The organism is Enterococcus sp. AZ167 (genome assembly GCF_051714025.1).
In the GTDB taxonomy this organism is placed as follows: domain Bacteria; phylum Bacillota; class Bacilli; order Lactobacillales; family Enterococcaceae; genus Enterococcus_D; species Enterococcus_D casseliflavus.
This window is the reverse complement of the sequence record NZ_JBIORB010000003.1, coordinates 270,386-284,173: the sequence shown is the minus strand read 5'-3', so window position 1 is coordinate 284,173 and position 13,788 is coordinate 270,386. Positions and strand designations below refer to the sequence as shown.

General features: G+C 45.8%; 12 protein-coding genes. 4 read left to right on the top strand and 8 right to left on the bottom strand.

Annotation, left to right across the window (positions count from 1 at the left end):
* Nucleotides 1-118 precede the first annotated feature (118 nt).
* Together IGJ05_RS15580 and IGJ05_RS15575 are read right to left on the bottom strand one after the other, a co-directional pair.
* Nucleotides 119-1,468: a UDP-N-acetylmuramoyl-tripeptide--D-alanyl-D-alanine ligase gene (locus IGJ05_RS15580; RefSeq protein ID WP_015510425.1), complete on the bottom strand. Its 1,350-nt coding sequence runs from the start codon at nt 1,466-1,468 to the stop codon at nt 119-121.
* Between the two features lie 86 nt (nt 1,469-1,554).
* Nucleotides 1,555-2,649 (bottom strand): D-alanine--D-alanine ligase, encoded by a 1,095-nt coding sequence (locus IGJ05_RS15575; protein WP_266166514.1) that lies wholly within the window; start codon nt 2,647-2,649, stop codon nt 1,555-1,557.
* A gap of 182 nt (nt 2,650-2,831) precedes the next feature.
* Here IGJ05_RS15575 and IGJ05_RS15570 point away from each other — a divergent pair, with 182 nt between their 5' ends.
* Nucleotides 2,832-4,574 (top strand): ABC1 kinase family protein, encoded by a 1,743-nt coding sequence (locus tag IGJ05_RS15570; RefSeq protein ID WP_266166513.1) that lies wholly within the window; start codon nt 2,832-2,834, stop codon nt 4,572-4,574.
* A gap of 52 nt (nt 4,575-4,626) precedes the next feature.
* On the opposite strand, the gene IGJ05_RS15565 is transcribed toward IGJ05_RS15570, so the two are convergent.
* The 6 genes from IGJ05_RS15565 to IGJ05_RS15540 form a co-directional block, all read right to left on the bottom strand.
* Complete coding sequence (locus IGJ05_RS15565; RefSeq protein WP_015510428.1) at nt 4,627-5,079, bottom strand: YaiI/YqxD family protein; 453 nt, start codon at nt 5,077-5,079, stop codon at nt 4,627-4,629.
* A 167-nt stretch (nt 5,080-5,246) separates the two neighbouring features.
* Entirely contained in the window at nt 5,247-5,912 is a 666-nt protein-coding gene (locus IGJ05_RS15560; RefSeq protein ID WP_016609898.1) for an ABC transporter ATP-binding protein, read from the bottom strand.
* Between the two features lie 10 nt (nt 5,913-5,922).
* Nucleotides 5,923-7,407 carry an ABC transporter permease gene (locus IGJ05_RS15555; protein WP_262119969.1) on the bottom strand — a complete coding sequence of 495 codons (1,485 nt, stop codon included), beginning with the start codon at nt 7,405-7,407 and terminating at the stop codon, nt 5,923-5,925.
* 170 nt (nt 7,408-7,577) lie between these two features.
* A complete protein-coding gene (locus tag IGJ05_RS15550; protein WP_081116882.1) occupies nt 7,578-9,434 on the bottom strand; it encodes a carbohydrate-binding domain-containing protein in 1,857 nt (618 codons plus the stop codon).
* 15 nt (nt 9,435-9,449) lie between these two features.
* Entirely contained in the window at nt 9,450-10,127 is a 678-nt protein-coding gene (locus IGJ05_RS15545) for a DUF4956 domain-containing protein (protein ID WP_005227945.1), read from the bottom strand.
* Nucleotides 10,117-10,839, bottom strand: a complete 723-nt coding sequence (locus tag IGJ05_RS15540) for a polyphosphate polymerase domain-containing protein (protein WP_081116881.1) — start codon at nt 10,837-10,839, stop codon at nt 10,117-10,119. Before IGJ05_RS15540 ends, IGJ05_RS15545 begins: the two co-directional genes overlap by 11 nt.
* Nucleotides 10,840-10,971: 132 nt before the next feature.
* On the opposite strand from IGJ05_RS15540, the gene IGJ05_RS15535 reads away from it, so the two are divergent.
* From IGJ05_RS15535 to IGJ05_RS15525, 3 genes are read left to right on the top strand one after another with little or no spacing between them, the layout of a single operon-like run.
* On the top strand, nt 10,972-11,646 hold the full coding sequence (locus IGJ05_RS15535) for a response regulator transcription factor (protein ID WP_005227933.1): 675 nt from the start codon (nt 10,972-10,974) through the stop codon (nt 11,644-11,646).
* Between the two features lie 3 nt (nt 11,647-11,649).
* Nucleotides 11,650-12,966, top strand: coding sequence for a sensor histidine kinase (locus IGJ05_RS15530; protein WP_005227932.1), 1,317 nt, complete (start codon nt 11,650-11,652; stop codon nt 12,964-12,966).
* Between the two features lie 13 nt (nt 12,967-12,979).
* Nucleotides 12,980-13,453 (top strand): GNAT family N-acetyltransferase, encoded by a 474-nt coding sequence (locus tag IGJ05_RS15525; RefSeq protein WP_005227930.1) that lies wholly within the window; start codon nt 12,980-12,982, stop codon nt 13,451-13,453.
* Nucleotides 13,454-13,788: the final 335 nt, after the last annotated feature.

The window sequence follows — 13,788 nt, the reverse complement described above, 5'->3', positions numbered from 1 at the left end:
AGCCATCATTTTATCTCAAAACGTCAATGTTTTTTACAGTAATCATTCTGTGCTTCATCTTTCGGCGTTAGATAAGTATAACACGCTTTGAAAGTTTCAGCAAGATTTCAACTCCCTTTTACATTCCTTTTAGTGCATCAACGACTTCACTCAGGCCCATGCCATTGCTGCCTTTGATCACTAAGCTATCGGAAGGTTCTAAAGTTTCTATTAAGGAGGCGATCAGCTGTGGTTTTTCATCGATCGCAAAATAGCGCACCTTGTCAGCAAGGGCAGTGTTCGCTAGTCGTTTTTGCAATGCCTGCATTTCTTTGCCATAAAGGAAAACTAGCTGGAACGAGTCATCCAAGTGTGCGGCCATCTGCTCATGCATTTGTGCAGAATCTGGTCCTAATTCAAGCATATCTGCCAATACGGCGATCCGTCGTCCTGCTAAGGGCAGTTTGCGGAAGCTATCCAATACAAGACCCATGGCCGTCGGATTGGCATTGTAAATATCGCTCAAAATCGCTGCCCCATTACCAGCAGTCACCCATTGGGTCCGATTTTTCGTCAATTGAAAATGCGCCAAGCCTTCCTTGATCGCTTCATCTGCTACACCAAAATGACGTCCTATCCCAATCGCGATCAAGGCATTTTTGACATTATAGCCGCCTAAGACCGGTAAGGTAAAGGTCGTACCTGCAACCGTAAAAATCGTCTGATCTTGCGATTCCTCCACGATGTCTCCTTGTAGATCTCCCTCAGTTAAGCCAAAAGTTTCAATGGTCTGCGTTAAATTGGGAACAAAGGGCTCTAACAATGGTTCATCAGCTGGCATCATAAAGAAGCCGTCTTTTTTCAATCCTGCGGTGATCTCCATTTTCGCTTTGGCGATCCCTTCTCTGGACCCTAAGTTTTCAATGTGGGCTTCGCCTATCAACGTGATAGCGGCAGCGTCAGGTTCTGCTAAGCGCGAAAGGACTTCGATTTCTCCTGCATGATCCATTCCCATTTCTAAAATCAACACTTGGGTATCTTCTGGCGCATGCAAGATAGTCAAAGGCACGCCTAGTTCATTGTTGTGGTTGCCTTGGGTTTTATAGGTCTGGTACTTTTGGGCCATGACCGCTTCCACCATATCTTTGGTGGTCGTTTTCCCGTTACTTCCAGTAATACCGATGATTTTCGGTGCAAGCTTTTCTTTATACGCTCGTGCCAATTGTTGGAACGCTTTGACGGTATCCGTGACAGGAATCACAAGGATGTCTTGCGGCGGTTCGATCGTAGGGTGGCTCCACAGTGTGGCGATCGCACCATTGTCTTTGGCTTGTTGGGCAAATTCATGTCCGTCACGGGTCCCCGCTAAGGGAACAAAAAGACTGTTTTCTTTGATCAGACGGCTGTCGAATTCCACAGAGGCAAGTGGTGTTTCATTTTCAATTTGCTGACCAAATACGGCAGCGGCTTCTTTTACAGTAAAATTCATCAGGTTCGCTCCTTTTTCCTAAAAAAAGAAAGCACAAGATCGCTTCAAGTATTTTCCTTGAGTTGAGCTGGCTTTCTTCCTGCTATTTATTTTGCTTCGTTTTCGCTTTCTGCTTCTTTTTCTGTTGCTTCTACATTGGTCAAGAACGAACGTCTTTGATTGAAACGATTCATCCCTAATTGGATCAATTCTTCAATCAAATCCCCATAAGGCAAGCCGGTCTTCTCCCATAGCAGTGGGTACATGCTGAATTCAGTGAACCCTGGCATCGTGTTCAGCTCATTTAAAAAGAGCTCATTTTTATTGGTCAAAAAGAAATCACAACGGCTCAATCCGCTGCCGCCTAACATCGTATAGGCTTTTTTCGCAAACTCTTGAGCTTTGGCTTGTGTTTCTTCTGGAATTTGTGCAGGAATCTGCATCTCGATTCGGTTGTCAATGTATTTGGAATTGTAATCATAAAAGGCAACATCTTTTACGATTTCTCCCGGCATTGTGGTCCGAACGTCTTCGTTTCCAAGAACGGCTACTTCGATCTCACGGGCTTCGATTCCTTGTTCAACGATCGCTCGGGTATCGTAGCGATACGCTTCTTGTAGCGCATTTTGCAGTTCTTCACGGTTCTCGGCTTTCGAGATACCGACACTTGAGCCCATGTTGGCAGGTTTGACAAACATTGGATAAAGCAGACTGCCTTCACATTGATCGAAAATCTTTTTCGGATTTTCTTTCCACGCATTTTTCAAGACTGGTACATAGGGAACTTGCGGAATCCCCGCAGCTTGCAAGATATACTTGGTCATGATTTTGTCCATCCCACAGGCACTAGTCAAGACACCGGCTCCGACATAAGGCATTCCGATGGTTTCTAAAAACCCTTGGATCGTGCCGTCTTCGCCATTTGGTCCGTGAAGTAAAGGAAAGACGATCGCGTCTTCTTCGTAGATTGCCGCAGGTGAAATTTCTTCCCCTTTGGTTTCTTCATTGGTCAATGCCAAAGTATCTGGAGACGTTGGTGCCTCAGTCAATAATGGGCCTTTTAACCAGCGTCCTTCTTTGGTGATCATTACTAATTGAACTTGGTAGTAATTATAATATACAGCATTAACAACTGAAAAAGCGGATAACAGTGATACCTCATGTTCTGCACTGCGTCCCCCGTATAATAAAATGATTTTCAAAAGAATTTCCTCCTGTATTCATTGATTCTACCAAACTAAGTCTTCCACATTTTAGCACAAAATCGACCAACCGGCATTAAATCTTGCAGAAATTTCTTTAAGCTTACACAGTCGTTAGTTGAATGTTTTTCATTTTGTCAGTACTATGAATATATCACGGCACGTTTAAAGAGGTGGGACCTATGACAGAACAAACCGCTCCTTCTAGAAAAGGACGATTAAAACAAATCGTTCAAGTCTTTTTGAAATACAAAGTCGTTCAAAATATCAGCAAACAGCAGCACCCCGAAATGGTGCGTCAAGCGTTTGAAGAATTAGGACCAACATTTATCAAAATCGGGCAGATGCTTTCGGTCCGCAATGATCTGCTTTCCAGCACCTTTGTCGATGAATTCAAGCAGCTGCAGGACAATGTCAAAAGCGATCCATTTCCCAAGGTCAAAGCACTGCTGGAAACAGAACTGCATCAACCGCTAACGGAAGTTTTTTCCGCTTTTGATGAAATTCCAGTCGCCTCAGCTTCCATCGGACAAGCTCATCGAGCAAACTTGCTCAGCGGCAAAGAAGTGATCGTCAAAGTACAGCATCCAGGGATCATTGCGGCAATTCAAGTGGATCTCGATCTTTTTGAAAAAGCCCTGCCGTTGGTTCGCGCAATTCCAGAAGCCAATGTGGTGGATTTAAAAAGCGTGCTAAGCGAAGTCCGACGATCACTTGCCAATGAAACGAATTTTTTGCAAGAGATGAAAAATGCACAGGAATTCTACCGCAACAATCACCAAGACCCGCAGTTGGCATTGCCAAAAGTTTATCCCGAATGGTGTACCCAAAAAGTATTAGTCATGGATTACATGGCAGGTGAAAGCTTGAATTGCTTACTGACCCGCAAAAATCAAGACATCGTTTATGACAATCAGTCCGTGAAAGCCGTGAAAAAACAAGTGGGGACGCTATTAGTCGAAAACTTTATGAAACAAGTCTTTGAAGATGGCTTCTTTCACGCTGATCCACATCCTGGCAATCTTTTCTTGCATGTCTTCACGGATCAAGCCAACCGCCCACAACCATTTCAAGTCAAGCAGCGCGTCGGTGTCCTCGGCGGGGTCGATTACTCGTTGAAATGGCAAGAAGAAGCTGTCATGCCGCCTTACCAAGTGATTTTCTTGGACTTTGGGATGATGGGTCATTTGGATCAGTCTTTACGCAGCCGTTTAGCCGATGCGTTGATTGCTCTTTATACCCAAGACACCCAAGAAGTCGGCAAAGCCGTCTTGCGGTTGTGCAACAGCAGCGGCAGTTCCTTTGACGAAGTCGCCTTCTACCAAGACCTGCAAAAATTTGTTGAAAACTACTATAATATGCCGCTAAAGGATATCGACTTGCAAAAAGTGATGGCGGAAGTCATCACGATCTGCCATGATAACCAACTGCAGATGCATCGAGACATCACCTTGCTGATCAAGGCTTTTGGTACCTTGGAAGGTGTGATCAAAGCCTTAGATCCCGAATTATCAATGATGGAAGTCACTCAGCCTTTTGCACAAAAATATTTCCTGCAGCAGCTGAGTATTGAAGACGAGGTGAAAAAAAGCGCCTTGGCAACCGCAAAAAGCTTGCGGGCACTTAGCCATCTTCCCGATCGGACCTTGGCTGTCTTAGACACGTTTGCGACTGGTAAACACCGATTGAATCTAGAGATCCGCGAACAAAAACAGCTATTGGACCGCTTTGATCAGATGGTCAATCGACTGGTGATCGGTATTATTCTAGCTGCGGTCATCCTTGGCTCTTCCTTATTGGTGGTCGCCAGCCCGCAACAAGGAGCCTTCGTCCATCAGATGGGGATCTTCGGATATACCTTAGCATTTTTCGCGATTGTGTCTTTAGTCAGCAAATACTTCTATGATCGTTTTCGCAAGAAATAAATAAGCACCTTCAATTCCCGTGGCTCATGCAGAAGCTGGGTCTTGAGGGTGCTTATTTTGCAAGGGTCTGTCGCAATTCGTTTTCAAAGATTCGTTTGAAGGCTTCCCGATCCTCTTTCGTAAAGGGCTTCGGTCCTTTTGTACGCTTGCCTGCTTTACGCATCTGCGCACCTAAGTAGCGTTGTCCAAGTAAAAAATCGATCGTTTCTGGCAAATACTCTGTGCCGTTATGGTGAAAAACCCGCGCTTTTTTCGGCAAGACCAAAGAGGCTAACCCATAATCTTGGGTAACAAGAAAATCACCGGGCTCTATTTCCTTCACGATTTCATAATCCGCACGATCCGAGCCTTTGTCGACATAGACAAAGTGAACATGGGCAGGATAATCTTTGGTCGTGTAATGATCGACACTGGTGACGATCACCACCGGCAGCTGATATTGCTGGGCCAGCTCAATCACTTCGTTTTTCACTGGCGATCCATCGCCGTCAATAAAAAGTCGCATCTCCACACTCCCCTCACAAGTTTCTTCGTTTACAATTACTTCTATTGTAAGAGGAGCAAGGCGAAGATGCAAGCAGACTTTACAGCCGTTTCCTTGAGGATGTATTTAAAGCCTCAGGAAGAGCAACTGCCTCCGCCCTAATAACTAGCAGCTACCCTAAGCAAAGCTTATCCTTCAACTTTAGAAAATGCTCTCTCTTTTAGCTCATAAACGACATCGCAAGCCTTGGCTACTTCTTGCTCATGGGTCACTAAGATAATACATTTTTTTTGCTCATGAGCAATTTCTTGAAATAGTTTGACGATCTCTTTGGACGTCGTTTCATCCAAGTTTCCAGTCGGTTCATCGGCTACGATCAGCTCATGCTCACAGCACAATGCGCGAACGATCGCCACCCGCTGCTGCTGCCCACCCGATAATTGGGTCACTTTTTTCAGTGCCAGCTCTTCCGTGATGCCAACTTTGGCTAAGTTTGCTAAAGCGTAGGCCTTTTTATCGGCTTGCTGCGACTTCGCGATCGCCATCGCTGTCACCACATTGTCCAATGCCGACAGATAAGGCAATAGATTATAGGCTTGGAACACGATGGACACATCTTTGCGGCGGTACTCCCGCAGCCCGATTTTTGCTAACGTTTCTTCGTTGTAGAAAATCTTTCCTTCTTTCGGGGTATCTAGGCCTGTGATCAGTGACAGGAAGGTCGTTTTCCCCGATCCGCTGGAACCTAAGATCGCATACATCTTGCCAGGCTCGAAGGTCAAGTCAACGCCACGAAACAGGGCTTCTGCTTCGCTTTGATACCAATAGCCTAATTGTTCTGTTCGTAATGTCATGTCGTTCCTCCTAAGAAACCAAGATTTTTTTCGGGTTCAGCCGCAAAATGCCCGCCGACGAGAGTAAGATCGAGCCAAAGCTGATCCCTAGACCGAGTAATGCCAATAGACCAATTTGTTGAGGGGAAACGGTAATTTCTAAGGACTCCACTTCTGCTGATTGGGTGAAGGATGGGAAAGAACCGCCACGGTTGCCGCCCATTTGCGGCATTTCTCCGCCTCCAGGTCCAGCGTTTTCAGCAGCTGCCTGATCCGTCGTCGTTTCGGTTTGCTGTGCCAATAATTGCTCTCCGACGGCATTACCGACTAGATTACCGCTAGCGGCCGCGATCCCTAAAGCAAATACCATGCAGACAAAAATCTCTGTGAAAAACTGTAGGATCACTTTGGCTCGTGACTCGCCTAAAGAGAGCAATACGCCAATCTCATAGCGACGTTCCCGAATCGACATCATCACGATCAACGTCAAAATAATGATACCGGCAGCAGCAACTAACACAATAATATTTTTGGCAAAGCTCGCGACATTATTCAACGGTGTCAGCATCGATTGATACATCTGATCATTGGTTTGGATGCTGTAGGTTTCTGTATCGATCAATCCTTCTGCTTCTTCCACGAATGCTGTCATTTCAGACGGATCACTCAAGGTATAGGTTGCTGAATCAATGGTGTCCTCATTGCCGCTCAACGTATTGGCAAGGGTATAAGAGGCAATGATCGTGTTGGCTGGGTTGAGAAAGTTAAACATTTGGCTCATGCTGTTGCCAACTTCACTCGTTTCATAGATTCCTTTGACCGTCACTTCTACTTCATTGTCCTCTGCATTAGTGATTGAAAACGTATCTCCGACCGCTAAATCATTCGCTTCAGCTAGTGAGGATTCAATCAAGACTTGGTTTGTGCCTTCGTCCTCAGAAGTAATTCCTTCTCCATCCGTGATCGTCGCTGTTCCTTCCGAAAAAGTCGTATACGCCGCACTGGTTGATACACCAGTGATTTGGAAATCACCTGTACTCATACTCCCACCAGGCATACCTCCTGGCATACCGCCCATTTGCCCCGACTCGCTGCTATCGGTTGCTTCTGACTCTGTCGAGGAGTCACTGCTAGAGATCGGTTCGATCCCACTGACGGCATCAGCCGAGGTACTGACTTCAAAACTATATGAAGCAACCCCGTCTAAATCAGCGATTGCTTGGGCATCCGTGATCGCTACGGGTGTCGATTGAAAACTCCCTGGATCTGGACGTGTGCTCTGGTCATCGCTGTCAGATGAAGAACTTCTTTGCTGAAAAGCCTGCTCACGGTTGGCTTGCAACGTCACGGTTGCGCCGACACTTTTCTGAGCATTTTCAGTCGCTACTAGCGCTGCACTGCGAATCGTCAAACCCGCCAATACAAAAATCAAGATTGCAGAAAATACGGCGATCAGCAGCAGACTCCGGCCTTTTTTCGCCCATAAACTTTGGAGCCCTCGTTTCAAAAAATTCATCTTTGTTCCTCCTGAATGGCAAATTATTGTATTTCGACTATAAGAACCTTAGCTTAAATTGAACTTAAATCTTCCCCTAATTTTTCAAAACGTTGGAACAGACCGCAGCTGTCTTCTGCGATCTGCACGTTTTATTGATGACCCCAAGGGAATGATCGAGGAATCTTCAACTAACGGCCAAAGCCGCCGCCCATTTGATTGGTTGTCGCTGTCGCTCCTGATTGGGTCAAGTTGGCGATCGTTTCCGTGACGGGCAACGTTCCTAATTCCGTCCCATCACTAAGGGTCCCACCAGCATAATAACCAGAAACAGCTTGCGCATCATTCGTTCCCCCACTGACCAATGTATAGCTGCTATCCGTCAAATCTGGGCTAGAAAGAACCACATGTTGGTAGCTTTTACTTGGTGCATAGGACAAGATCGTCTGTCCTTGACTATCCTTTAAGGTCACAAGGGTCTCTGCTGCTTGGATTTGATCGAAACTGATCCCGATCGACTGTTGACTTCCCCCACTGACATTCATGGCCATATCGGTCGTACCAGCAGCTAACAAGACACCGCCAGTGATTTCAAACGTCCCGTTATAATCCAAAGCGCCATTGCCACCGGTCGTTGGACCATTTACGATGACGACCCCATCACTCATAGTGACATTGCCGTTACTGTCCAGGCCATCCCCTTCGGCATCGACCACCAACGTCCCACCAGTGATTGTGATTTGTTTGCTGTCATCTGCGGTATCGCCACCGCCAGGACCGCCACCAAAGCTGTCTTGCCCAAATTGGCCAGTGGTTTCCTCTGTATCACTGCCGCCACCGGCATTGATCCCGTCATCGCTAGCCACGACGTGTGTCGTACCACCAGCAATCGTGATCACACTTGCTTCTAGTCCTTCATAGGATTCTTCGATAGCAATCGTCCCATCGGAGATCGTCAATTCATTGTCCGCATGTATGCCGTCGTCACCACTGTTGGCAGTGATCGTACCACCTGTGATGTTGATGGTATCGTTGGCATGCAGGCTATCATCTGCACTATCGATCGCAAAGGTACCGCTGCTGATGGTCATAACACCGCCAGCTTTCAATCCTTTGTAGCTTTCATCCGTCACTAGCGACTGACTTTGTGCCCCGTCAGCCGTTTTGATCGTGAGATCGGCTGATTGGATGCTTAAATTTGTTTCTGCTTGGATGCCATCACGCCCACTTTGGATCGTAAAGGTACCGCCATCGATCGCAACGTAGCCTTTTTCCGCATCTTCCGAATTATTCGCTTGGATGCCATCTCCTTCAGTGGTGTTCAGTGTGTAGTTCCCTGCCAAGATCGACACGGAATCTTTTCCTTTGATGGCATTGTTTTTCGCTGTGATCTCAATCGTGCCACCAGCTAAAACCAAATCATCTTTGCTGCGCAGCCCGTTGCTGTAATTTCCTGTGATCACCAACGTTCCATCACCGTTGATGGACAAATCTTCTTTACTATAAAAAGCGGCATTTGGTTCCGTCTCACCTTCCGCCAAGGTGTAGCTGCTGCCATCTATCAGAGTATTTGTCGTATCACTGGCTAAGGTCGTGATGACTTTTTCTGCTTGTTCGATGACGACTGCCGCCCCGTCTTCATTGGTGATCGTGACACCCGCAAAGATCAGATGGACTTTTTCTTCTTTATTGACGTTGACAACCAGTTGACCATTACTTAAGGAACCGCTGACGACATAGGTACCAGCTTGCGTGATCGTCACCGTTTGGTCTTCCACTGCAACGCCATCAACAGCCGTCGTATCGCCGTCATTCAATTCAAGTTGCGTGGCGGTCGCCTCATCGTAGGAGGCATCCACGTCTTCTTCTTCGTAACTGCCATAATAGTCCGTAGCATCATCAAGAGTCGTTGCAACGTTGGTCACTGCGGCAGAACCTGAAACAGCCGCTGCAGAACTGGAGCTGCTGCTCGTGCTACTACTATCGGTTTGCCCACAAGCGCCTAGGAGCAGCGATGAGAGTAAGAGCGGATAAATGAGTTTTTTCATAAGAGGTTCCTCCTTCTACAGCTCATCGCGGTTAGCGGTGAGCTTGCCTAAAACAACGGGTAAATTGCCATTACGAACCCGAACTTCATCAATGATTTGTTTTTCTTGCGCTTGGTCTTTTAACAGCAACTGATAACGCAACTCATATAAGCTCCCCATCGTGGTCGTTCGAACCGATGTCAGTTTGGCAGAATGCGTATATTTTTCAAAGAGATCATCGAATAGTTGCGGATAATCCAAATCTTCTGGAATCGTGACTTTCAGTTCTCGTTCACTCGTGGCTTGGCGATCGCCAAAGGGTACCGTGTATAAAAGGGTCAAGAAAAGCGCCACGATGATGGAAAAAATCACGACATAGCCGACATAGCCCATCCCAGTTGCCAGACCGATCCCCATCGACCAAAAGACGCTGGTGATCTCTCTAGACCCTCCTGGAACCGAGCGGAAACGAATCAAACTGAAGGCGCCTAAGATCGCCACACCTGTGCCAAGATTGCCGTTGACTAGCATGATCACGGATTGAACGAGGATCGGTAAGACCGCCAAGGTAATGACGAAGTTTTTTGTGTAGACATTGCGGATCATATGGATCGCAGCTACCAATATTCCTAAAAGCAATGAGGCGGCGATACAGATCAATAAGCTACGCCATTCCAGAGTGCTCGTATCGCCAGAAAATAGACTAGATAACATGTAACCATTCCTCCTTCTTGAACAAATGCCGTTGATACGTTTGGGCATATTTCGAAAAGCTACCTTTGCGCACGCTGTATTTGTTCAACAGCTCCACAAACCATAACGGATAAGCGCCGAGGGCTTTCACTTCCATCAACACCCCGATTTCAGGTGCTACCAGCGCCCCCTCACTGCCAGAACCGAACATAAGATCATAGGTGCGAAAGCGAATGTTTTGGTCGAATGTCACGCGAAATTCACTATCATCATCAATAAACAGCGACAAGCGATCATAGGCAATCAACACTTTCGGCAGCAAGTCTGGGTTTTGCTTAAATAGCCAGTGGATCTCTGCAGCGATTTGCGGTGCTTCTGCCATTGACGGCAAGCCCCCTGTTTGCAACCAGCGACAATAGTCAGCATAGGGCAGCGGGACTCGGCGTTTGTAGACCACGCCATTGACTTTCTTTTTGATCTCTAAAAAAATCAACTGCTGCTCTGTCGGTATGCCATAGCTGCGGACCCGAAATTTTTCTTTGTATTTCGGTTTGTCCATCGAATGACGAATAAAGCGGTAATCGTGGGTATCGTAATACAAGGACATAATCGTGTGCTGCCCATATTCATCGATCGCCATTCTTTGCTGCAGCTCAGCAAGAAATGCAGGAAATTGCTCCTTGGCTATTAAATATTTTGTCTCTTTTCTTTGAAAGACTTTTTTCAATTTCATAAAAATATTCCTCCCTTGAAATCCATGCACTGAATTTACGGCAGCTATCTTAAATGCAGCTTAAGGCAAAACAGTTTTTTTAAGCATTTTTTATGCTATTCGTGCTATTCTTATCCTTAAAGAGGTGGGAACATGATTAAACTATTAGTGATCGAAGATGACAAAACATTATCTGATAATATGAAAGAAATCGTTAGCGAGATCGGTGACGTCACACAAGCCTATGATGGCAGTGAAGGCTTATACGAGGCAGAAACGGGGATCTATGATTTGATTATTCTCGACTTAATGATGCCAGAGATGAACGGTTATGAGGTGCTTTCTGCCCTAAGAAAAAAAGGACTCCAAACACCCGTCCTGATTTTAACAGCCAAAGACGGCTTAGAAGACAAAGTGACTGGTTTTCAAAAAGGGGCAGATGATTATTTGACCAAGCCTTTTTATCGGGAAGAATTATTGATGCGGATCAAAGCGTTGCTAAAACGCTCCTTAGGTTTGTTCAATGAAAATACCCTGGAATATAACGGATTGCTGTGCAACCTTGGCACCAATGAGGTCAGTTACCAAGGGCAGCTTTTGCCGATCCAAGGGAAAGAATTTGAGCTGCTGCTGTATTTTCTACAAAATAGAAACATTATTTTGACTAAGGAACAGATTTTTGATCGCATCTGGGGATTTGATTCAGAAACGACCTTGACTGTCGTCGAAGTCTATATGAGCAATCTGCGGAAACACTTGCGCCAGACAGGGATCGACAAAGAGATCCGTACGTTGCGAAATGTCGGCTATATTATGCAAGGAGCCTAGTCTATGAATAAAGAACGCTCTAAGAGACAACGGCTGCACTCCTTTCTCCTAAATGTCAGTGCCTTTGCGTTGGTTTTCTTACTTTTAGGAACCATCGTCCTCCAATTGTTCAACCAATCGGCTTATCGGCAAACCGACATTTCTTTGGAACAAGCAGTCAAAGATACCCGCTTGATCCAAGCAGAGATCAGCGCTTCGCAATCCAATCTAGAGGTATTGCCACCAGATAGTGCCATGCCAAAGATCCCTGGGACCAATCGCTTCAATACCCAGTTGATTCTCTGGTCTGAAGACGGTGAGATATTAAACAAGCAGACCTTGGGCGGCCGCTTTTCACAACTGGCAAGTTTATCTTTAGATACAAGCCACTTAGACAGTATCACATCTTTTTCAGTGGTGGATCAGTCCTTGTCAGAGGAAGAAGAGACCCTTTTGTTTCGTTCGATCACCACCAAAGCACCAACAAATGATGCTGGTGTCGGCTATATCCAAGTCTTGGCGAACACTAACCAAATCAAAAATGCGATGAACAATTTCCAAACGATTTTGATTTTATCGATGATCTTTTTCTGGATTCTTTCGATCGGGATCAGCTATTTGCTTTCCAGCTTGAACATGCGCCCCATTTTAGCCTCCTGGAAAAAACAGCAGGAATTTGTCGAAAATGCATCCCATGAGCTGCGCACACCATTGACGATCATTCAAAACAGTCTGGAACGCCTGTTTACCAAGCCCAATCATACGATCATTGAAGAATCTGAAAGCATCGCACAAGCGTTAGCGGAAACTCGGCGGCTGACTGGATTAACGGCGGATTTGCTGACGATCGCCCGCAGTGATTCCAATCAATTGCTTTTGACAAAAGAAACCATCGAGCTAGCTCCTTTTATCGATGACTTAGTCAAACCTTTCAAAGAAATTGCCGAATTGGATCAAAAACACTTTGTTGTCGAAAACTTTGCCAAAACGACCGCTTGCTTTGACCAAAAGAAAATCCATCAAGTCCTCGTGATCCTCCTAGATAATGCCTTAAAATATACCAGCAGTGGTGATAAAATCACCCTCTTATCGGAGATTTCTAACAAGCAATGGCTGATCGAGGTCAAAAACACAGGACCAGCCATTTCCGATGAAGAAAAAGCCCGTATCTTTGACCGCTTCTACCGCGAGGATCGTTCCCGCTCCAAAGAGACCGGCGGCTATGGTTTAGGCTTAGCGATCGCCAAGCAAATCGTTGAAGAGCACAAGGGACAAATCCAGGTCAAAGATTTGCAGCCACGAGGGGTTATTTTTCAGATTCGTTTACCTAAAGAAGGATAAAGGAGAAAAACAAATGCAGGTCATCACCCTTAAAGAACACCCTGACTACTTAGCAGAAGCCATTCGTTACTTCCAAAAACAGTGGGCTGGTCCCGACTCCCTCATGGTTTATGAGGATAGCCTGACCCATAGTTTTTCAGCAAATCCTTTGCCGCAATGGCTGCTGCTGGTCAACGAAGAAATCGCAGCAGACGGACGTTATCAAATCATCGGCTGCGGTGGCTTGATCCCCAACGACTTCATCAGTCGGATGGATTTGACCCCTTGGCTTTGCGCCTTGTATGTGGACCCTTTGTGGCGTGGCCAAGGCGGTGCCCGCCTTTTGATCGAAACAGCCAAGCAACGTGCTGCTGGAGCTGGTTTTGATTCTCTGTATCTATGTACGGATCTTTCTACTTTTTATGAGAAATTTGCTTTTGAACCGATCGGAACAGGCTACCATCCTTGGGGAGAGTCTTCCACCATCTATCGCTGTTCTCTCACCTAAATGAACAAAAAAAAGCTGTGAACAAAAATGTTCACAGCTTTCTTCACTCACAGTACTATTGCTAGTAGAATACCCTATCTCCACAAAAGGAATATTCCGACACCCTACAAATCCGGTAGGTTGCTTACGCGGTGTGCCTCTGCTATCAATCTGGTCAGCTAATGCTAGACCTTCTCGACTCGTCGCATGAGGATTACTTTACCATAAATTTAGTCGGAATACTACTGTTTTTTATAAAATTAAAACTGCTGATAAGCATTTCTCAAGAAAGAGTGCCTATCAGCAGTTTTTCATGAATCAATTGTTACTTTTCAAATAGAAACATTCCAATTGAT

Bases quoted from the DNA above. Each gene is read 5' to 3' on its own strand.
- IGJ05_RS15580 (WP_015510425.1), bottom strand. From the start codon at position 1,468: ATGAATTTTACTGTAAAAGAAGCCGCTGCCGTATTTGGTCAGCAAATT.
- IGJ05_RS15540 (WP_081116881.1), bottom strand. From the start codon at position 10,839: ATGAAATTGAAAAAAGTCTTTCAAAGAAAAGAGACAAAATATTTAATA.
- IGJ05_RS15535 (WP_005227933.1), top strand. From the start codon at position 10,972: ATGATTAAACTATTAGTGATCGAAGATGACAAAACATTATCTGATAAT.
- IGJ05_RS15550 (WP_081116882.1), bottom strand. From the start codon at position 9,434: ATGAAAAAACTCATTTATCCGCTCTTACTCTCATCGCTGCTCCTAGGC.
- IGJ05_RS15555 (WP_262119969.1), bottom strand. From the start codon at position 7,407: ATGAATTTTTTGAAACGAGGGCTCCAAAGTTTATGGGCGAAAAAAGGC.
- IGJ05_RS15570 (WP_266166513.1), top strand. From the start codon at position 2,832: ATGACAGAACAAACCGCTCCTTCTAGAAAAGGACGATTAAAACAAATC.
- IGJ05_RS15545 (WP_005227945.1), bottom strand. From the start codon at position 10,127: ATGTTATCTAGTCTATTTTCTGGCGATACGAGCACTCTGGAATGGCGT.
- IGJ05_RS15560 (WP_016609898.1), bottom strand. From the start codon at position 5,912: ATGACATTACGAACAGAACAATTAGGCTATTGGTATCAAAGCGAAGCA.
- IGJ05_RS15530 (WP_005227932.1), top strand. From the start codon at position 11,650: ATGAATAAAGAACGCTCTAAGAGACAACGGCTGCACTCCTTTCTCCTA.
- IGJ05_RS15565 (WP_015510428.1), bottom strand. From the start codon at position 5,079: ATGCGACTTTTTATTGACGGCGATGGATCGCCAGTGAAAAACGAAGTG.
- IGJ05_RS15525 (WP_005227930.1), top strand. From the start codon at position 12,980: ATGCAGGTCATCACCCTTAAAGAACACCCTGACTACTTAGCAGAAGCC.